16 protein-coding genes are annotated in these 19,269 nt (G+C 62.5%); 11 read left to right on the top strand and 5 right to left on the bottom strand.

Translation table 11 applies throughout. The annotated features are described in order from the left end of the window. Positions 1–218 precede the first annotated feature (218 nt). Positions 219–2,147, top strand: coding sequence for an ATP-binding cassette domain-containing protein (locus N805_RS14130; RefSeq protein WP_028614036.1), 1,929 nt, complete (start codon positions 219–221; stop codon positions 2,145–2,147). Between the two features lie 121 nt (positions 2,148–2,268). On the opposite strand, the gene N805_RS14125 is transcribed toward N805_RS14130, so the two are convergent. Further along, complete coding sequence (locus tag N805_RS14125; RefSeq protein ID WP_019470221.1) at positions 2,269–2,712, bottom strand: universal stress protein; 444 nt, start codon at positions 2,710–2,712, stop codon at positions 2,269–2,271. Positions 2,713–2,820: 108 nt separating this feature from the next. Here N805_RS14125 and N805_RS14120 point away from each other — a divergent pair, with 108 nt between their 5' ends. The 7 genes from N805_RS14120 to N805_RS14090 all read left to right on the top strand — a co-directional run bounded on the left by N805_RS14120 (position 2,821) and on the right by N805_RS14090 (position 11,248). Next, complete coding sequence (locus tag N805_RS14120) at positions 2,821–3,258, top strand: hypothetical protein (protein WP_016500747.1); 438 nt, start codon at positions 2,821–2,823, stop codon at positions 3,256–3,258. Positions 3,259–3,884: 626 nt separating this feature from the next. Further along, positions 3,885–6,032 (top strand): fatty acid oxidation complex subunit alpha FadB, encoded by a 2,148-nt coding sequence (gene fadB, locus N805_RS14115; protein WP_019470222.1) that lies wholly within the window; start codon positions 3,885–3,887, stop codon positions 6,030–6,032. Between the two features lie 31 nt (positions 6,033–6,063). Continuing rightward, the gene (gene fadA, locus N805_RS14110) at positions 6,064–7,239 is read left to right on the top strand and encodes an acetyl-CoA C-acyltransferase FadA (RefSeq protein WP_012271343.1); all 1,176 of its coding nucleotides are present in this window, start codon (positions 6,064–6,066) and stop codon (positions 7,237–7,239) included. A gap of 75 nt (positions 7,240–7,314) precedes the next feature. After that, complete coding sequence (locus tag N805_RS14105; protein WP_016485639.1) at positions 7,315–7,566, top strand: DUF1653 domain-containing protein; 252 nt, start codon at positions 7,315–7,317, stop codon at positions 7,564–7,566. A 100-nt stretch (positions 7,567–7,666) separates the two neighbouring features. Then, positions 7,667–10,276 carry a type I DNA topoisomerase gene (topA, locus tag N805_RS14100; RefSeq protein WP_019470223.1) on the top strand — a complete coding sequence of 870 codons (2,610 nt, stop codon included), beginning with the start codon at positions 7,667–7,669 and terminating at the stop codon, positions 10,274–10,276. A gap of 172 nt (positions 10,277–10,448) precedes the next feature. Then, positions 10,449–10,964, top strand: coding sequence for a DUF6586 family protein (locus N805_RS14095; protein ID WP_019470224.1), 516 nt, complete (start codon positions 10,449–10,451; stop codon positions 10,962–10,964). A 50-nt stretch (positions 10,965–11,014) separates the two neighbouring features. Continuing rightward, positions 11,015–11,248 (top strand): hypothetical protein, encoded by a 234-nt coding sequence (locus tag N805_RS14090; RefSeq protein WP_003248777.1) that lies wholly within the window; start codon positions 11,015–11,017, stop codon positions 11,246–11,248. A 50-nt stretch (positions 11,249–11,298) separates the two neighbouring features. Here N805_RS14090 and sulA read toward each other — a convergent pair whose 3' ends face one another. Continuing rightward, positions 11,299–11,775, bottom strand: coding sequence for an SOS-induced cell division inhibitor SulA (sulA, locus tag N805_RS14085; protein ID WP_019470226.1), 477 nt, complete (start codon positions 11,773–11,775; stop codon positions 11,299–11,301). 13 nt (positions 11,776–11,788) lie between these two features. Beyond that, on the bottom strand, positions 11,789–12,397 hold the full coding sequence (lexA, locus tag N805_RS14080) for a transcriptional repressor LexA (protein ID WP_019470227.1): 609 nt from the start codon (positions 12,395–12,397) through the stop codon (positions 11,789–11,791). Between the two features lie 214 nt (positions 12,398–12,611). On the opposite strand from lexA, the gene N805_RS14075 reads away from it, so the two are divergent. Genes N805_RS14075 through nagZ form a run of 3 tightly spaced genes read left to right on the top strand, consistent with a single transcriptional unit; the run spans position 12,612 to position 14,905 of the window. Next, on the top strand, positions 12,612–13,319 hold the full coding sequence (locus N805_RS14075) for a TetR/AcrR family transcriptional regulator (RefSeq protein WP_019470228.1): 708 nt from the start codon (positions 12,612–12,614) through the stop codon (positions 13,317–13,319). A gap of 40 nt (positions 13,320–13,359) precedes the next feature. Beyond that, positions 13,360–13,884 (top strand): L,D-transpeptidase, encoded by a 525-nt coding sequence (locus tag N805_RS14070; RefSeq protein ID WP_019470229.1) that lies wholly within the window; start codon positions 13,360–13,362, stop codon positions 13,882–13,884. A gap of 22 nt (positions 13,885–13,906) precedes the next feature. Next, on the top strand, positions 13,907–14,905 hold the full coding sequence (nagZ, locus tag N805_RS14065) for a beta-N-acetylhexosaminidase (RefSeq protein ID WP_177313736.1): 999 nt from the start codon (positions 13,907–13,909) through the stop codon (positions 14,903–14,905). A gap of 463 nt (positions 14,906–15,368) precedes the next feature. Here the strand turns inward: nagZ and N805_RS14060 are convergent, their stop codons facing one another. Both N805_RS14060 and N805_RS14055 read right to left on the bottom strand, forming a co-directional pair. Continuing rightward, entirely contained in the window at positions 15,369–18,686 is a 3,318-nt protein-coding gene (locus tag N805_RS14060; RefSeq protein ID WP_019472120.1) for a DEAD/DEAH box helicase, read from the bottom strand. Between the two features lie 4 nt (positions 18,687–18,690). Further along, positions 18,691–19,263, bottom strand: coding sequence for a CsiV family protein (locus tag N805_RS14055; protein ID WP_019472119.1), 573 nt, complete (start codon positions 19,261–19,263; stop codon positions 18,691–18,693). Between the last annotated feature and the right edge of the window lie 6 nt (positions 19,264–19,269).

Genomic DNA, 19,269 nt, shown 5'->3' with positions numbered 1-19,269 from the left:
ACGTCCGGGCAGTTGAACCATGGGGAAGTGACGGCGGAGCCAGCACTGTTGGAAGCAATTGCCTTAGCTTAGCTGTTTGCCGGCGGCGGGTGAAAGCACTGTGCTTGTATCGGGATATTAACTTCGACCAGATGTCGCAAAGCCCTCGTCGGGTGGCGAGGCGGATGCTGTCGAGGGCCAAGTCAGGTAGAATGCGCGCCCGATTTATGGAGACCAACATGACCCTGCTCAAATTCAGCGATGTGTCCCTCGCATTCGGCGCCATGCCGCTGCTGGACAAAGTGTCCTGGCAGATCGCTCGTGGTGAGCGGGTGTGCATCATCGGCCGCAACGGTACTGGCAAGTCCAGCATGCTGCGCCTGGTCAAGGGCGAGCAGAAGGGTGACGACGGTGAAGTCTGGCGTGCCCCGGGCCTGAAGATCGGCGAGCTGCCGCAGGAGCTGCCGGTGGCGGACGAGCGCACGGTGTTCGATGTGGTGGCCGCAGGCCTGGATGGCGTCGGCGAGCTGCTGGCGCAGTTCCACCACCTGAGCATGAATATCCAGAACGACGAAGACCTGGAAAAACTCATGCACGTCCAGCACGAGTTGGAAGCCCGTGATGGCTGGCGCCTGCAGCAAGTGGTGGAGAGCACCCTTAGCCGCCTGCAGTTGCCAGCCGACAAGACCCTGGCCGAGCTGTCCGGTGGCTGGCGCCGGCGTGTGCTGCTGGCCCAGGCGCTGGTGTCCGAGCCCGACCTGCTGCTGCTCGACGAGCCGACCAACCACCTGGACATCGGTGCCATTGCCTGGCTCGAAGAGGCACTGCGCAGTTTCAACGGTGCGGTGCTGTTCATCACCCACGACCGGTCCTTCCTGCAGAACCTGGCCACCCGCATCCTTGAACTGGACCGCGGCGGCCTGATCGACTGGAACGGTGACTACGCCAGCTTCCTGGTGCACAAGGAGGCCGCACTGGCCGCCGAAGAAACCGCCAACGCGCTGTTCGACAAACGCCTGGCCCAGGAAGAGGTGTGGATCCGCCAGGGCATCAAGGCCCGCCGCACCCGTAACGAAGGCCGCGTGCGGGCGCTGAAAGCCTTGCGCGTGGAGCGTGGCGAGCGCCGCGAACGCCAGGGCAAGGCCAACATCCAGATCGAGTCGGCAGAAAAATCCGGCAAGCAGGTGATGGTGCTGGAAAACGTCAGCTTCCATCACGCCGGCGGGCCAATGCTGGTCAAGGACTTTTCCATGGTCCTGCAGCGCCAGGACCGTATCGGCCTGCTGGGCGCCAACGGCACCGGCAAGACCACCTTGCTCAAGCTGATGCTTGGCGGCCTGGAGCCCACTTCGGGCAAGGTCGAGCGGGGCACCAAGCTGGAAGTGGCCTACTTCGACCAGATGCGCCACCAGCTTGAGCTGGAAAAGACCGTGATCGACAACCTGGCCGAAGGCCGTGACTTCATCGAGATCGACGGCCAGAACCGCCACGTGCTGAGCTACCTGGGCGACTTCCTGTTCAGCCCTCAGCGTGCCCGCACGCCGGTCAAGGCATTGTCGGGTGGCGAGCGTGCGCGCCTGCTGCTGGCCAAGCTGTTCAGCAAACCGGCCAACCTGCTGGTGCTCGACGAACCGACCAACGACCTGGACGTGGAAACCCTCGAGCTGCTCGAAGAAGTACTGTCCAACTACAAGGGCACTGTGCTGATGGTCAGCCACGACCGGGCCTTCCTCGACAACGTCGTCACCAGCACCCTGGTGTTCGAAGGCGAGGGCAAGGTGCGTGAGTACGTGGGCGGCTACGAGGACTGGATTCGCCAAGGTGGCTCGCCAAAGCTGCTGGGCGTGACCGAGAGCAAGGGCGGCAAGTCCGAACTCAACAGCGCGGTCGTGGAGAAAGTCGAGGACAAACCCGCGCCAGTGGCTGCGCCGGTGGCGGAAGAGGCGTCGAAGAAAAAGCTCAGTTACAAGCTGCAGCGTGAACTGGAGATGCTGCCAGGGCAGATCGACGAAGTTGAGCAGCGCATGGCTGAGGCTCAGGAAGAAGTGAATGCGGCGGGCTTCTACCAGCGGCCGATCGCGGAAACTTCGGCAGTGCTTGCAAAGATCGAGAAGCTGCAAGGTGAGCTGGATGCGTTGGTAGAGCGCTGGGCCGAGCTGGAAGGCTGATCGGCGTCAGCCTGAACTGGCCCTATCGCCGGCAAGCCAGCTCCCACAGGTACGCCACAGGTTTCAAGCCTTGTGGTACCCCTGTGGGAGCTGGCTTGCCGGCGATAGGGCCGGGGCAGGTTTAATCAGTCTTCTTCTGCAACCGCACCGCCAGTACATCGCACGGTGCGCCGTGCAGCACGTCATTGGCCGTGGAGCCCAGCAGCAACGCCAGGCCATGGCGGCCATGGCTGCCGACCACGATCAGGTCGCACCTCTGGTCCTTGGCCAGTTGGTGGATTTCCTGGCGCGGTTGGCCGTAGGTCAGGTGCGAATCGCCGCGCTGGATGTCGGGGTATTTGTTGAACAGGCGGTCCATGCGCTCCTTGGCCTGGTCGAACTGTTGCTGTTGCAGTTGCGACAGGTCCATGGGTACGTCACCGCCGAATGCCATGGCCATCGGCTCGACGATGTGCACCAGCGAAACCTTGGCATTCGAAGGTTTGGCCAGCGCCATGGCGCGCTTGATCACCGGGTCGCATTCTTCGGTCAGGTCGACGGCGACCAGAAGATGTTCGTAGGACATGAGCGGTACTCCTGACAATCGCGATAGAAGAAGTATGGTCGCTTTCGGGCGGGTCTTCCGTGAAATGGCTAACCAGCTCATTTGCAACGCTTTATGGGAACTACTGATATGACGGTATTGCTGGTGGTGTCAATCCTTGCGCTGATTCTCAGCCCGCTTTCCTGGCTGCGCGGCTCGCGCAAGCAGAGCGAGCAGATGAAGCTGCGCCTGGAGGCACGGCGAATGGGGCTGGGTATGCAGCTGGCGCCGCAGCAGTGGCCGCACTGGCTCGAAAAGGAGCCGCCAAGCCCTTGCCCGCAGTACCATCGGGCACGCCGTCGGGGGCATGAAGACAGCTTCAGCTTCTGGCAGATCAGCCCGGGGGTGTGGTGGAACCAGTGGCGTGAGCCCTGCGAAGATCCACGCTTCATTGAGCCTCTGGCGCGCTTGCCGGCGAGCGTCTACAAGGTCGAAGCCGATGCGCGGATGATCGCCCTGTACTGGACTGAACGGGGCGATACGGCTGTGTTGCAGGATGTTGCCTACGTCCTCGAAACCCTGGCCTGACGGCCCACCGATCAGGATGGCTTGTCACCGACCACTGTGGGAGCGGGCAGGCCCGCGAACATCGGCGTAGCCGGTGCCAGCGACCGCGGGCAATTCTTCGCGGGCACGCCCGCTCCCACAGGGAATGCGGCGGTTTCAGTAGCTTTAAACGACAAAGCGGCGGCTTGGCAGAACCCTGAAGGGGTGGGGTGCCAAGTCGCCGCTTTGCGTTCTGCTGCGCAGAAAAGGCCAGGCAGGCCGGGTATTCACTCAAGCAAGTGCCAGTGTAGCCGCCTTGGGTTGCCGCGCAAGCCGAAAGATGCAGCACTGTTCAATTGAGCGTGGTCAATCGCTGACATGAATGGTCGGCGATCACTGTCATCATGTTTTGTACCCGGACGATACAAAGTGACTGGAAAGTCGCGTTTTCGCCGTGCTCGTGAGCATTTGACAACGCCGATCTTTTCGGAGAATGTGTGCACACCCAAATCAAACGGGCGTATGAATTGAGCGTTTGTATGTCATGACGCCAAGCCATACTTCCGACTAGCGCGCTGACGGGTGTGCCTGGGGCAGGGCAGCTAGGCCTGCTTCTGCTGCAGCGATCGGCGTGTACAGTTCAGCTTCCATATCGTGGAGATCAGTTGATGATTTACGAAGGTAAAGCCATCACGGTTAAGGCTCTTGAAAGTGGCATCGTCGAGCTCAAGTTCGACCTCAAGGGTGAGTCCGTCAACAAGTTCAACCGCCTGACCCTGAACGAGCTTCGCCAGGCCGTCGACGCCATCCAGGCCGATGCTTCGGTCAAGGGCGTGATCGTCAGCAGTGGCAAGGACGTGTTCATCGTCGGCGCCGACATCACCGAGTTCGTCGACAACTTCAAGCTGCCCGAGGCCGAACTGGTCGCCGGCAACCTGGAAGCCAACCGCATCTTCAGCGCCTTCGAAGACCTCGAAGTGCCGACCGTTGCTGCCATCAACGGCATCGCCCTGGGCGGCGGCCTGGAAATGTGCCTGGCCGCCGACTACCGGGTCATGTCCAGCAGCGCCAAGATCGGCCTGCCGGAAGTCAAGCTGGGCATCTACCCCGGCTTTGGCGGCACCGTGCGCCTGCCGCGCCTGATCGGTTCGGACAACGCTATCGAGTGGATCGCCTCCGGCAAGGAAAACCGTGCCGAAGACGCCCTGAAAGTGGGTGCCGTCGACGCCGTGGTCGCCCCTGATTTGCTGCAGGCCGGTGCCTTGGACCTGATCAAGCGTGCCATCAGTGGTGAGCTGGACTACAAGGCCAAGCGTCAGCCAAAGCTGGAAAAGCTCAAGCTCAATGCCATCGAGCAGATGATGGCCTTCGAGACCGCCAAGGGCTTCGTCGCCGGCCAGGCCGGCCCGAACTATCCGGCCCCGGTCGAAGCCATCAAGACCATCCAGAAAGCCGCCAACTTCGGCCGCGACAAGGCCCTGGAAGTCGAAGCCGCAGGCTTTGCCAAGCTGGCCAAGACGTCGGTTGCCGAAAGCCTGATCGGCCTGTTCCTGAACGACCAGGAGCTCAAGCGCAAGGCCAAGGCGCATGACGAAATCGCCCATGACGTGAAGCAGGCCGCCGTGCTCGGCGCCGGTATCATGGGTGGCGGCATCGCTTACCAGTCGGCGGTCAAGGGCACCCCGATCCTGATGAAGGACATTCGCGAGGAAGCCATCCAGCTGGGCCTGAACGAGGCCTCCAAGCTGCTCGGCAACCGCGTCGACAAGGGCCGCCTGACCCCGGCCAAGATGGCCGAGGCACTCAACGCCATTCGCCCGACCCTGTCCTATGGCGATTTCGCCAATGTCGACATCGTCGTCGAGGCTGTGGTCGAGAACCCGAAAGTGAAGCAGGCCGTGCTGGCTGAAGTCGAAGGCCAGGTGAAGGAAGATGCGATCCTGGCCTCCAACACCTCGACCATCTCCATCAACCTGCTGGCAAAAGCGCTCAAGCGCCCGGAAAACTTCGTCGGCATGCACTTCTTCAACCCGGTGCACATGATGCCGCTGGTGGAAGTCATCCGTGGCGAGAAGTCCAGTGAAGTGGCGGTCGCCACCACCGTGGCCTACGCCAAGAAAATGGGCAAGAACCCGATCGTGGTCAACGATTGCCCGGGCTTTTTGGTCAACCGCGTGCTGTTCCCGTATTTCGGCGGCTTTGCCAAGCTGGTCAGTGCCGGTGTCGACTTCGTGCGCATCGACAAGGTCATGGAAAAGTTCGGCTGGCCGATGGGCCCGGCCTACCTGATGGACGTGGTTGGCATCGACACCGGCCACCACGGCCGCGACGTGATGGCCGAAGGCTTCCCGGACCGCATGAAGGACGAGCGCCGCTCGGCCGTCGACGCGCTGTACGAGGCCAAGCGCCTGGGCCAGAAGAACGGCAAGGGCTTCTACGCCTACGAAACCGACAAGCGCGGCAAGCCGAAGAAGGTCTTCGACGCCACCGTGCTCGACGTGCTCAAGCCGATCGTGTTCGAGCAGCGTGAAGTCACCGACGAAGACATCATCAATTGGATGATGGTCCCGCTGTGCCTCGAGACCGTGCGCTGCCTGGAAGACGGCATTGTCGAAACCGCCGCCGAAGCCGACATGGGCCTGGTCTATGGCATTGGTTTCCCTCCTTTCCGCGGTGGTGCGCTGCGCTACATCGACTCGATCGGTGTGGCCGAATTCGTCGCCCTGGCCGATCAGTACGCCGACCTGGGGCCGCTGTACCACCCGACTGCGAAGCTGCGTGAAATGGCCAAGAATGGCCAGCGCTTCTTCAACTGAGCGGTCAACGAGCTAGAGCGAGAAATTTGATATGAGCCTGAATCCAAGAGACGTGGTGATTGTCGACTTCGGTCGCACGCCAATGGGCCGCTCCAAGGGTGGCATGCACCGCAATACCCGCGCCGAAGACATGTCGGCGCACCTGATCAGCAAGCTGCTGGAACGCAACGGCAAGGTCGACCCGAAAGAAGTCGAGGACGTGATCTGGGGCTGCGTCAACCAGACCCTGGAGCAGGGCTGGAACATTGCCCGTATGGCGTCGCTGATGACCCAGATCCCGCACACGTCTGCAGCGCAGACCGTCAGCCGCCTGTGCGGCTCTTCGATGAGCGCCTTGCACACCGCTGCCCAGGCGATCATGACCGGTAACGGCGATGTGTTCGTGGTCGGTGGCGTGGAACACATGGGCCACGTCAGCATGATGCACGGCGTCGACCCTAACCCGCACCTGTCCTTGCATGCTGCCAAGGCTTCCGGGATGATGGGCCTGACTGCAGAAATGCTCGGCAAGATGCACGGCATCACCCGTGAGCAGCAGGACCTGTTCGGCGTGCGTTCGCACCAGCTGGCCCACAAGGCCACGGTCGAAGGCAAGTTCAAGGACGAGATCATCCCGATGCAGGGCTATGACGAGAACGGCTTCCTGAAGGTGTTCGATTTCGACGAAACCATTCGCCCGGAAACCACCCTCGAAGGCCTGGCGTCGCTCAAGCCCGCGTTCAACCCGAAAGGCGGTACTGTCACTGCCGGTACCTCGTCGCAGATCACCGACGGCGCTTCGTGCATGATCGTCATGTCCGGCCAGCGCGCGATGGACCTGGGTATCCAGCCATTGGCGGTAATCCGTTCGATGGCGGTGGCTGGTGTCGATCCGGCGATCATGGGTTATGGCCCTGTGCCGTCGACCCAGAAAGCGCTCAAGCGCGCCGGGCTGACCATGGCTGACATCGACTTCATCGAGCTCAACGAAGCCTTTGCTGCACAGGCCTTGCCGGTGCTGAAAGACTTGAAAGTGCTCGACAAGATGGATGAGAAGGTTAACCTGCACGGCGGCGCCATCGCTTTGGGCCACCCGTTCGGTTGCTCCGGGGCACGGATTTCGGGCACCCTGCTCAACGTCATGAAGCAGAATGGCGGTACGCTGGGGGTGGCGACCATGTGCGTCGGCCTCGGCCAAGGTATCACCACGGTCTTCGAACGCGTCTGATCGCGTTGCGGGATAGCAACCGGGGCCTTGTGCCCCGGTTTTGTTTTTACAGGTTTATTCAAGAGGGTGGGCAACATGCAGATACAACCAGGCGTATACCGGCATTACAAAGGGCCTGAGTACCGTGTCTTCAGCGTTGCGCGGCACTCCGAGAACGAAGAGTGGATGGTGTTCTACCAATGCCTGTATGGTGATTACAGCTTCTGGGTGCGCCCCCTTTTGATGTTCCAGGAGTCTGTCGAGGTTGACGGCGAGCAGGTGCCACGCTTTGCTTTGGTCAAGGCCGAAGAAGGGCTGCCTGGGTTGCTGGGCAAGTCGCACGAGTGATCAGCCGAGCTTGACCTCACACTTTTGCCACTATATATAGCGGTGCCGCGTTTGGTACCTGACGCGTTTTTCATTTTCAGATTCAGGAATACTCCGATCCATGGGCAAATCGCTGGTCATTGTGGAATCCCCGGCCAAGGCCAAGACCATCAACAAGTACCTGGGCAACCAGTACGTGGTGAAGTCGAGTATCGGCCATATCCGAGACCTCCCCACCAGCGGTTCGGCCAGCGCAAGCAAAGAGCCAGCCGCCAAGCGTGGCAAGGCCGCGGGTGAGGCTCCGGCCCTGTCGCCGAAAGATAAGGCCCGCCGCCAGTTGGTGGCACGCATGGGCGTCGACCCGGATCACGGCTGGAAGGCCAAGTACGAGATCCTGCCTGGCAAGGAAAAGGTGATCGAAGAACTGCGTCGCCTGGCCAAAGATGCCGACACCATCTATCTCGCAACCGACTTGGACCGCGAAGGGGAAGCCATTGCCTGGCACCTGCGCGAGGCCATCGGTGGTGACGACACCCGCTACAAGCGCGTGGTGTTCAACGAAATTACCAAGAAGGCGATCCAGGAAGCCTTTTCGCAGCCGGGCGAGCTGGACATCGACCGGGTCAACGCCCAGCAGGCGCGGCGCTTCCTCGACCGTGTGGTCGGCTATATGGTTTCGCCGCTGTTGTGGGCCAAGATTGCCCGCGGCCTGTCTGCTGGCCGTGTGCAGTCGGTCGCGGTGAAGCTGGTGGTGGAGCGCGAGCGTGAAATCCGCGCATTCATCCCGGAAGAGTACTGGGAGATCCACGCCGACCTCGGTACCGCCAAGAACGCCAAGGTGCGTTTCGAGGTGGCGCGCGAGAAGGGCGAGGCCTTCAAGCCGCTGAACGAAGCCCAGGCCATGGCCGCGCTGGAAAAGCTCAAGGCTTCCAGCTACAGCGTGGTCAAGCGTGAAGACCGCCCGACCAGCAGCAAGCCGTCGGCGCCGTTCATTACCTCTACCCTGCAGCAGGCGGCCAGTAACCGCTTGGGCTTCGGGGTGAAAAAAACCATGATGATGGCCCAGCGCTTGTACGAAGCCGGCTACATCACGTACATGCGTACCGACTCGACCAACCTGTCGGTCGACGCTCTGGACATGGCGCGCAGCTACATCGAGCGCGAATTCGGCAAACAGTACCTGCCGGAGGCGCCGCTGGTGTACGGCAGCAAGGAAGGGGCCCAGGAAGCGCACGAAGCGATTCGTCCTTCCGATGTGAATACCCACCCGACCAAGCTCAGTGGCATGGAGCGCGACGCCGAGCGCCTGTACGAGCTGATCTGGCGCCAGTTCCTTGCCTGCCAGATGCCGCCTGCGCAGTACCTGTCCACCAGCGTCACCGTGGCTGCTGGCGACTTCGAGCTGCGTGCCAAGGGCCGTATCCTCAAGTTCGACGGTTATACCCGCGTGCTGCCGCAACAGAGCAAGCCGGGCGAAGACGACGTGCTGCCCGAGATGGTCCAGGGCGAAGCGCTGAAGCTGATTCAGATCGACCCGAGCCAGCACTTCACCAAGCCACCGGCGCGCTTCACTGAAGCCAGCCTGGTCAAGGAAATGGAAAAGCGCGGCATTGGTCGCCCGTCGACCTATGCGGCGATCATCTCGACCATTCAGGACCGTGGCTATGTGACCTTGCACAACCGCCGTTTCTATTCCGAGAAAATGGGCGACATCGTTACCGAGCGCCTGTCCGAAAGCTTCTCCAACCTGATGGACTACGGCTTTACCGCCGACATGGAGGAGAACCTCGACGACGTGGCCCAGGGCGAGCGTGACTGGAAGAACGTGCTCGACGAGTTCTACGGCGACTTCAGCAAGAAGCTGCAGACGGCCGAGTCCAGCGAAGGCGGCATGCGCGCCAACCAGCCGACCATGACCAACATTCCGTGCAAGGAATGTGGCCGGCCGATGATGATCCGCACCGCTTCCACGGGTGTTTTCCTGGGTTGCTCGGGTTACAGCCTGCCGCCAAAAGAGCGCTGCAAGGCCACCGTCAACCTGGTGCCGGGTGATGAGATTGCCGCTGATGACGAGGGTGAATCGGAATCCCGCGTGCTGCTGGGCAAGCACCGTTGCCCGATCTGCGCGACAGCGATGGATGCCTACCTGCTGGATGAGAAGCACAAGCTGCACATTTGCGGTAACAACCCCGATTGCGTTGGCTACGAGATCGAAGAGGGCAGCTACCGCATCAAGGGTTACGAAGGGCCGAGCCTGGAGTGCGACAAGTGTGGCAGCGAGATGCAGTTGAAGACCGGCCGTTTTGGCAAGTTCTTCGGCTGCACCAACCCGGCGTGCAAGAACACCCGCAAGCTGCTCAAGAGCGGCGAGGCCGCGCCACCGAAGATGGACAAGGTGGACATGCCGGAGCTCAAGTGCGAGAAGGTCGACGACACTTACGTGCTGCGTGACGGTGCTTCGGGGTTGTTCCTGGCCGCCAGCCAGTTCCCGAAAAACCGCGAAACCCGTGCGCCGCTGGTGCTTGAAATCGTGCCGCACAAGCATGAGATCGATCCGAAGTACCACTTCCTGTGCGATGCGCCGCAGAAAGACCCGGAAGGCCGCCCGGCGGTTATCCGCTACAGCCGCAAGACCAAGGAGCAGTACGTGCAGTCCGAGGTCGATGGCAAGCCGACCGGCTGGAAGGCCTTCTACGACGGCAATGCCTGGAAGGTTGAAGACAAGCGCTGATCTGACAGCGTTGTAATTGGGGCCGCTGCGCGCCCCTTCGCGGCACAAGGCCGCTCCTGCAAGAGAACGCGATTCCTTGTAGGAGCGGCCTTGTGCTGCGAAGGGGCGCAAAGCGGCCCTAATCATTTATGATGCATGTATCCGCCTTGCAGCCTGATGGGAGGGCCCAGAAATGGCCCAGGAAACCTACACCCGCACCAACCAGAAACTGTTCTTCGCCGGCCTCGCCCTCGAGTCCATGGCCAAGGCTGAACAAAGCCAGGCCATGAACGCCCAGGGCCTGGTTCAGGCTGAGCGCGAGTCGACGCTGTTCCACCTGTATGGCGCGCTGCTGGGCCTATGCCATGAAATCGGAGCCTTCTACCGCCTGCCGGTTGTCGCAACGGTTGAGCAGGCGCTGGCCGACGACGCGCTGAACGGCATCGCCATACCGGAAGTGGCCGAGCTGCTTGAGCTGGCCCGCCAGCGTGAAACGTGGCTGGCGCAAATGCTCAGTGCTTATGCCGATTTGTTCCGACCACCGGTCGCCAGGAAAGCGCCGAAAACCGACGTCACACAGCCACTGATCCAGGCCGTCAATCTCGATGAGCGCGAGCCTGCTGCGCTGTCGCGTGTCGAGCTGGAAAGCTGGCGCAACAACCTCAAGGGCCTGGTGAGACGTTTCCGCGACGCGTTGAGTGAGTGCTGATAGCTGTTACGGCTGGTACAATGCTGGCCTTTCGCGGAGAACTGCCATTTATGTCTACGTCTTTTCTGGAAATTGTCGAGTTGCCTGATGGCCGCATCGAACTGCGTCGCGCCGAGGATGAGGGCTCTCTGGTAACCCTGGATTTCTCGGAAGACGCCAAGGTGTTCCTGCAGGGCCAGCATGTAGAAGTGGCCAAGGCCATGCTCAGTGTTGGCGTGCAGATGGCCGGGCGCCTGATGGATGGCGAGCTCGAGCGTGATGAAGGGCCGCGCGTGCTGCACTGAAGGTGCAGCAGGGCAGCAGGTTTCTTCAAATGACAGGCAAAGCCTGAGCATCAGCCAAGGCGGATGTTCAGGCTTTGTGCGTTTCCGACACTGGCGGCGCGCAGCAATTGCTGGCGTGCAGTGGCGTTGACGTTGCCCAGCCAACTGACCACCGTGTGGCTAAGGCCCAGGCGCAAGGCTTCGCAGGCCAGTTGCAGCGGGGTTTGGTTGCCACGAGGCTGCAGCAGCAGGATGCGTTCACGGTTGAGGCCGGCATCGCGCAGCCAGGCCTGGGTCAGGCTCGACGGCGGGGCGATCAGGGTCAGCCAACGGGCCTCATCCTCTTCGCTCAGCTCGCGCAGTACCGGTGCCAGCAGGCTTTGGCAGTGCCCAGGGGCGCCGCGCAGCGCCAATTCGCTGAACAGTTCGGGCTGGTTGCTCTTGCGCGCCAGTTCGCTGGCTTTCAGGCCCGGTAGTACGGGCTGGGCGAGGAATGCTTCGAACAGGGGCAACTGGGCTTGCTCGGGTGCGTGAATGAACTGCTGCATGACGCCTCCTGGATCAGCGGCGAATGACGCCGACGCTCAAACCCTCAATCACCAGTTCCTGTTCTTTCAGGTCAACTTCGATGGGGGCGAATTCGGGGTTTTCGGCAAGCAGCCAGACCTTGCTGCCTTCACGCTTGAAGCGCTTGACGGTGACTTCGTCGCCGATGCGGGCCACGACAATCTGACCGTTGCGGGCTTCGCGGCAGGTGTGTACTGCCAGCAGGTCGCCGTCGAAGATGCCGACGTCCTTCATGCTCATGCCGTGGACGCGCAACAAATAATCGGCCTGGGGGTGGAAGAAGGCAGGGTTGATATTGCAGGATTGCTCAATGTGCTGTTCGGCAAGGATCGGCGCGCCGGCAGCCACCCGGCCGATGATTGGCAGGCCGGTTTCTTCTGCCTTGGTTTCCAGGCCGGGGATGCGGATGCCGCGGGAGGCGCCCGGGGTCATCTCGATCGCACCCTTGCGGGCGAGGGCCTTGAGGTGCTCCTCGGCGGCGTTGGGCGACTTGAAGCCCAGCTCCTGAGCGATCTCGGCACGTGTCGGCGGGAAGCCGTTGTCTTCGAGGCAGCGCTTGATGAACGCGAGAATTTCGGCTTGGCGTGGCGTCAGTTTCAACATGGTGAGCGCTCTGTCTTTTTGTACAGTGACTGGGATTATATACAGTACTGGATGCGCTGCAAGCCAAAAGGCGCAATAAACCTGGCGGTGGCGCTTGCAGCCTGCCGTCTGGGGCTTTTAAATGGCGACCGCCCGGTCACCGAGCCTTGACAGAAGCGGGGCTGAAACGTATGTTTCAAACACCTGTTTGTCTGGCGGAGTACGCGGAGTAGTCATGGCCCAATCGGAAACCGTTGAACGCATTCTCGATGCTGCCGAGCAGCTGTTCGCGGAAAGGGGGTTCGCCGAGACCTCGTTGCGGCTGATTACCAGCAAGGCCGGGGTCAACCTGGCGGCCGTCAACTACCACTTCGGCTCTAAAAAGGCGTTGATCCAGGCGGTGTTCTCGCGCTTCCTCGGCCCGTTCTGCGCCAGCCTCGAGCGCGAGCTGGAGCGTCGCCAGGCCAAGCCGGAGCACAAGCCCACCCTTGAAGAGCTGCTGGAGATGCTGGTGGAGCAGGCGTTGGCCGTGCAACCGCGCAGCAACAACGACCTGTCGATCTTCATGCGCCTTTTGGGCCTGGCCTTCAGCCAGAGCCAGGGCCACCTGCGGCGTTACCTGGAAGACATGTACGGCAAAGTGTTCCGCCGCTACATGCTGCTGGTCAACGAGGCCGCGCCGCGTATTCCGCCACTGGAGCTGTTCTGGCGCGTGCACTTCATGCTCGGCGCCGCCGCCTTCAGCATGTCCGGTATCAAGGCGCTGCGGGCCATTGCCGAAACTGACTTCGGCATCAACACCTCGATCGAGCAGGTGATGCGCCTGATGGTACCGTTCCTGGCCGCCGGCATGCGTGCCGACAGCGGCGTCACCGACGAGGCCATGGCCACGGCGCAGCTGCGTCCACGCAGCAAGACTACCGCCATCACCGCCAAGGCCTGAAGGCTGGGCGGGGCAGGGCGCTTCGGCTAAGCTAGCGCCCATGCCCGATCTCGACCTGCTGCACATTTCCCTCGCCGACCAATGCCTGTATGGCTTTGCCCGTGACCAGCTGCGCGTGCGCCTGCCGGTTTCCACGGCGCGTAACGGTGCCGGCGAGCGCCATGGCTCGGGCTGCACACCGCGTGGCCTGCACCAGGTGCGGGCTAAAATTGGCGCGGGCCTGCCGCTTGCTGCAGTACTGGCCGGGCGGCGCTGGACGGGTGAGGTGTGGTCGCCGGTATTGCAAGCGCAATACCCGGGCCGCGACTGGATACTCACTCGCATCCTTTGGCTTAGCGGCTGTGAGCCGGGTATCAACCGCCTGGGCGCGGTCGACACCTTCCGCCGCTACATCTACCTGCACGGCACGCCGGATACGGAACCCATGGGCGTAGCGTTGTCCCATGGCTGCATACGCCTGCGCAACACCGACTTGCTAAGCCTGTTCGAGCGGGTGCCGGTGCATTGCCCGGTGCGCATCGAACAAGCCGCTTGCCCCCAGTGGGCCTCTCTCTGTCTTCAATGAAGGATTACCCATGACCGTCAGCCTGCAAGGCTCCCTGATGGTGGATATCGCCGGTAAATGGCTGACCGCCGAAGACCGTCACTTGCTGCGCCAACCCGAAGTGGCCGGCCTGATCATCTTTGCCCGCAACATCGACAGCCCGCGCCAGGTGCGCGAGCTGTGCGCGTCGATCCGCGCCATACGGCCCGACCTGATTCTGGCGGTAGACCAGGAAGGCGGCCGCGTGCAGCGCCTGCGTCAGGGTTTTGTGCGCCTGCCCGCCATGCGTGCGCTGGTCGACAACGACAACGCTGAGTACCTGGCCGAACAGTGCGGTTGGCTGATGGCAACCGAGGTGCTGGCGGTTGGCCTGGACCTCAGCTTTGCCCCGGTGCTGGACTTGGACCATCAGCGCAGCGCCGTGGTCGGCAGCCGGGCCTTCGAGGGTGATCCACTGCGTGCCACGCAACTGGCCGGGGCGTTCATCCGCGGTATGAACGCGGCTGGCATGGCGGCCTGTGGCAAGCACTTCCCGGGGCATGGCTGGGCCGAGGCTGACTCGCATGTGGCTATTCCTACCGATGAGCGCAGCCTTGAACAATTACGCCAGGCTGACCTGGTGCCGTTCACGCGACTGAGCGGGCAGCTGGCGGCGGTGATGCCGGCGCATGTCATTTACCCGCAGGTTGACAACCAGCCAGCCGGTTTCTCGCGGCGCTGGCTGCAGGAGATCCTGCGCGGCGAGCTGGGCTTTGACGGGGTGATCTTCAGTGATGACCTGTCGATGGCCGGTGCGCATGTGGTGGGTGATGCGGCCAGCCGTATCGAGGCGGCGTTGAGCGCGGGCTGTGACATGGGCCTGGTGTGCAATGACCGGGCGGCAGCAGAGCTGGCACTGAGTGCGGCGCAGCGCATGAAGGTCAAGCCATCGCCGCGGATTGCGCGGATGCGCGGGCAAGGGTTTGCGCGCACCGATTATCGCCAGCAGCCGCGCTGGCTGGAGGCGTTGGGGGCTTTGAAGGAAGCTCAGCTGGTCGATTGACTGCGCCGGCCTCTTCGCGGGCATGCCCGCTCCCACAGGTGAAGCGCCGGTTTTGAGGTCGGTGTTGTGCCTGTGCTGGCCTCTTCGCGGGTAAACCCGCTCCCACAGGTGCGGCGCCGGTTTTGAGGTTTGTGTTGCACCTGTAGTGGTCCCTTCGCGGGTGAACCCGCTCCCACAGGGCCAGCACAAAGCTTGAGGTTGGCACCGTACTTGTGGGAGCCCGGCTTGCCGGCGATGGGCTGCACAGCAGCCCCGGCAATGCAGAAGGCCCCAAAGTGATGCGCCAGCTTCAAGGCAACGCTGTACCTGTCGGAGCGGCTTTAGCCGCGAACACCGGCAAAGCCAGCCTCCACAAGAAGACAGTTGCTCCCACAGGTACTGCATAGCCCTCGGCAGCGGTGCGGTCCCTGTGGGAGCGGGCATGCCCGCGAAGAGGTCGGCATGGGCAGTACAAAATGCTGGGTTACCGCCCGCGCTTGCCTGGCAATGGCGCAAACAGGGCCTCGATTTCTTCATCGCCCATGCGCCATTGCCCGGCCTGCCCGCCATCCAGCAAGCTGGCCGCCAGCGCCGCTTTTTCCTGCTGCAGCAACTGGATCTTCTCTTCCACCGTACCGCGGGTAATCAGCTTGAACACGAACACCGGCTTGTCCTGGCCAATGCGGTAGGCGCGGTCGGTGGCCTGGTTTTCGCTGGCCGGGTTCCACCAGGGGTCGAAGTGGATCACCGTGTCCGCGGCCGTCAGGTTCAAGCCCACGCCACCGGCCTTGAGGCTGATCAGGAACACTTCGCTATCACCCTGCTGGAACTGCTGCACTGGCGTGCGCCGGTCCCGTGTGTCACCGGTCAGCAGGCTGTAGCGGATCTTGCGTTTCTCCAGCTCCTGCTGGATCAGTGCCAGCATCGAGGTGAACTGCGAGAACAACAGTACCCGCCGCCCTTCGCTGAGCAGCTCATCGAGCATTTCCAGCAATGCGCCCAGCTTGCCCTTGTCGGCCTGGTTGCCTTTGCTTTCTACCCCTTTTACCAGGCGCAGGTCGCAGCACACCTGGCGCAGTTTGAGTAGCGCGTCGAGGATGACGATCTGGCTGCGTGCGGCACCATTGCGGGCGATCTCGTCGCGGACTTTCTTGTCCATGGCCACCCGCACGGCCTCGTAGGTATCGCGCTGGGCGTCGCTGAGCTCCACCCAGTGCACCATCTCGGTCTTGGCCGGCAACTCGGTGGCCACCTGCTCCTTGGTGCGGCGCAGCAGGAACGGGCGGATGCGCGTGACCAGATGGCCCAGCCGCTCAGCGTCGCCATGGCGTTCGATCGGGGTGCGGTAGTCCTGGTTGAAGCGTTTGACATCGCCCAGCCAGCCGGGCATGAGGAAGTGGAAGATCGACCACAGCTCGCCCAGGTTGTTTTCCATCGGCGTGCCGGTCAGGCACAGGCGCTGGCCGGCCTGTAGCTCGCAGACGGCGAGGGCGGCCTTGCTGGTGCTGCTCTTGATGTTCTGTGCCTCGTCCAGTACCAGCACGTGCCAAGCCTGGGCGCGCAGGTGTTCGAGGTCGCGTGGCACCAGGGCATAGGTGGTCAGAATCAGGTCATATTCATGCAGCTTGGCAAAATGCTTGCTGCGACCCGGCCCATGCAGTGCCAGCACGCGCAGGTCGGGGGCAAAGCGCTGGGCTTCGTCCAGCCAGTTGGGTATCAGGCTGGTGGGCATGACCGCCAGGGCTGGTGCTTCCAGGCGCCCGGACTCTTTCTCCAGTAGCAGGTGTGCCAGGGCCTGCAGGGTCTTGCCCAGGCCCATGTCGTCACCGAGGATGCCCCCGGTGCCCATTTCCTGCAGTGCCTGCAGCCAGTTCAGGCCCTGCTGCTGATAGGGGCGCAAGCTGGCCTGCAGCCCGGCGGGTGGGGCCACTTGCAGGTCGCGGGCATCTCGCAGGCGGCGGCCCAGATCGCGCACGTGCTGGCCACCTTCCCAGTGCAGGGGCAGGCCTTCGATGTCGTTCAGGCGCGCGGCGTCGGCGCGCTCCATGCGCAGGGCCGGGCCCGCAGTGTGTTCGTGCAGGTACAGCTCGCCCAAGGTACCCATCACGGCCTTGATGCGGCCGTAGGGCAGGGCGACGCGCAACGCCGGTGCATCCAGGCGGCCGCGGTTCAGGTCGATCAGCAGGTGCTCATCGTCACTGCGTCGGGCCAGTTCGCTGGGGCGCAGCATTTCCGGGCTGCTGCGCAGCAGTTGCAGCACGATTGGCAGCAGGCTGTGACGCTGGCCATCGACCACGATGCCCAGCTCCAGGTCAAACCATTCATGGCCGGGTGCCTCGTCGATGCTCGCATACCAGTCGTCCACCTCCTGCAGGTTGAAGGCGAAGTCGCGGTGTATGTCGATGTCCCAGCCGGCTTGGCGCAGCTGCGGCAGGCCTTGGCGTGCAAAGCGCAGCCAGGCTTCGTCGTCGGGCAACTGATACATTTCGCCGGCACTGTCGGGCAGGGCCTTGCTCTGCCGAGTGGCGGGTTTGAAGCCCAGGTCGCGTAACGCCTTGCGCAGGGCCAGCTCGGCTTGCGGCTGTCGGCGAATTCGCTGGCTGGTGCTGCCCGCCAGTCGGGTCAGCGGCTTCTCGTCGGTGCCGCTGACCTGCAAACCGTCATAGCTGAATGCCAATGCGGCGCGATGTTGCATTTGCCGTTGCATGCGACCGGTTTTCGGCATGTAGGCGGTGTATTCAAGGCTGCCGAGCGCAAGAAGGGGCTTGGGCTGGATGTGATCGAGCACCTGCTCCTGCACTGGCGTCGGCGTCGGCACCTTGTGGCTGAGGGCATTGAGCTTGTGGCTGAGGGGTACGACCAGGTGCTCGGGTACATCGGGGGCAATAGTCAGCTGCACGGCGACATGCGGATCCAGGCTGTGCTCGACCTTGCCCACTTCACTGGTCAGCAGATCGAAGTAGTAAAGGGGCAACAGCGGGATGACGCAGCGCAGCATTTCCTCGCCGCTGTACCACAGTCCCCGGTAGTTTCCGTTGTCCAGGCGTACCCAGCGAAACTCGGCATGGCGCACCGGGCCTTGATGAAGCGGTGGGAAGCCGACATCGTAAAACATGCGCCCGGTTTCGAGTGCGCGCTGGAACAACTCGCCACCTTCCTGGCCCTTCAGTTTATAGCCGCGGTCCTGGCCGCCGCCCTGATTCAGGGCCGAGAGCAGGCGCAAAATGCGGGTGTCTTCTTCCGTCACGAAGCGCGGGGGCTCGTAGAGAAAGTCGTACAGTGACTGGACGCGGCTGAAGCGTATGCCGTCCTCGGTTCGCGTGCCCTTGCGCACCAGCAGGGCGCAGCCGGCATCATCGGTGAGATTGAGCTGGTAGCACACCATGCGTCCGCGTTTGTCTTCGGTTGCGTTGGGCTTGGGCGGGGCCTGCTCCAGGCCGCTCAACCAGTGCTGCAGTTCGGCGGACAACGTTGCCGGGTCGGCTTGCGTGGCCTCAAGATTGGACCAAGGGTCGCTTATGCAGAACAGTGCAGCGGCGCAATGCTTGCAGTTTTGCCCTACAGGGCAATCGCATTCACCGTGCACATGGCAACGGCCGCCGGCTACGTGCAACTCGATGCTTTGCCGATAGTGGTTGTCGCCACTCCCTTGGCAATTGGCCGTGATGGTCGGCCCATAGAAGCCCTCCAGTTCGACCCTGCCTTCCTCGGCATAGCGCTCACCGCGTTGCAGGGCAGCTTTGCTGAACGATTGGGTCCAGTTCGGATAAGCGTTCACCATCTCGGCGGCATCTTGCTTCATCGGATTACTGCTCCATCATCTCCGGGTCCATCACCGGCATTTTCGGCGTGCCCGGTGGTGTCACCTTCAGCAGCACGGCCAAGTGCCCGCCGTCGAGGAAGGTCAGCTGGCCGCCCTTCACGTTGCTGTTGTTCTGCCTGAACTGCTCGCTTTGCAGCACGCTGCCGTTGCCGTCCAGCTGGTTGACCCAGAAGTTGGCTTCGACCGAGATGAAGCGGCCTTCAGCGATGCTCAGGTTGCCTTCGATTGGGAAGTGGCCGAACTGTTCGGCGCCTTCGCCCAGGGCGATGCGGCTGGGTTCGCTGCCCACCTGCTGCTGCCAGGCCTTGTGCATCAATACGGTGTAGTCGGCGGTGGCTTCCAGGCGGGTGGCTTCGTCTTCCAGCGCCAGGCGGCGCTCGGCGTCTTTTGCCAGGCGCGGGGCACCGGCGCTCCAGTCTTCAGGGGCAAACGGGCTGGTGAAGGCGGGCACGCTGTTCTGCCGCACCAGAATCATTTCTACCTGATACAGGCCTTCGGCGAAGGCGGCTGGCGCGAACAGCGCCAGCAGCAGGGTCAGGCAACGGATGGCACGCATGGATCT

This window comes from Pseudomonas putida S13.1.2, from assembly GCF_000498395.2.
Taxonomy (GTDB): domain Bacteria; phylum Pseudomonadota; class Gammaproteobacteria; order Pseudomonadales; family Pseudomonadaceae; genus Aquipseudomonas; species Aquipseudomonas putida_Q.
The sequence above is the reverse complement of the archived record's forward strand: the minus strand, read 5'-3'. Positions and strand labels throughout refer to the sequence as shown.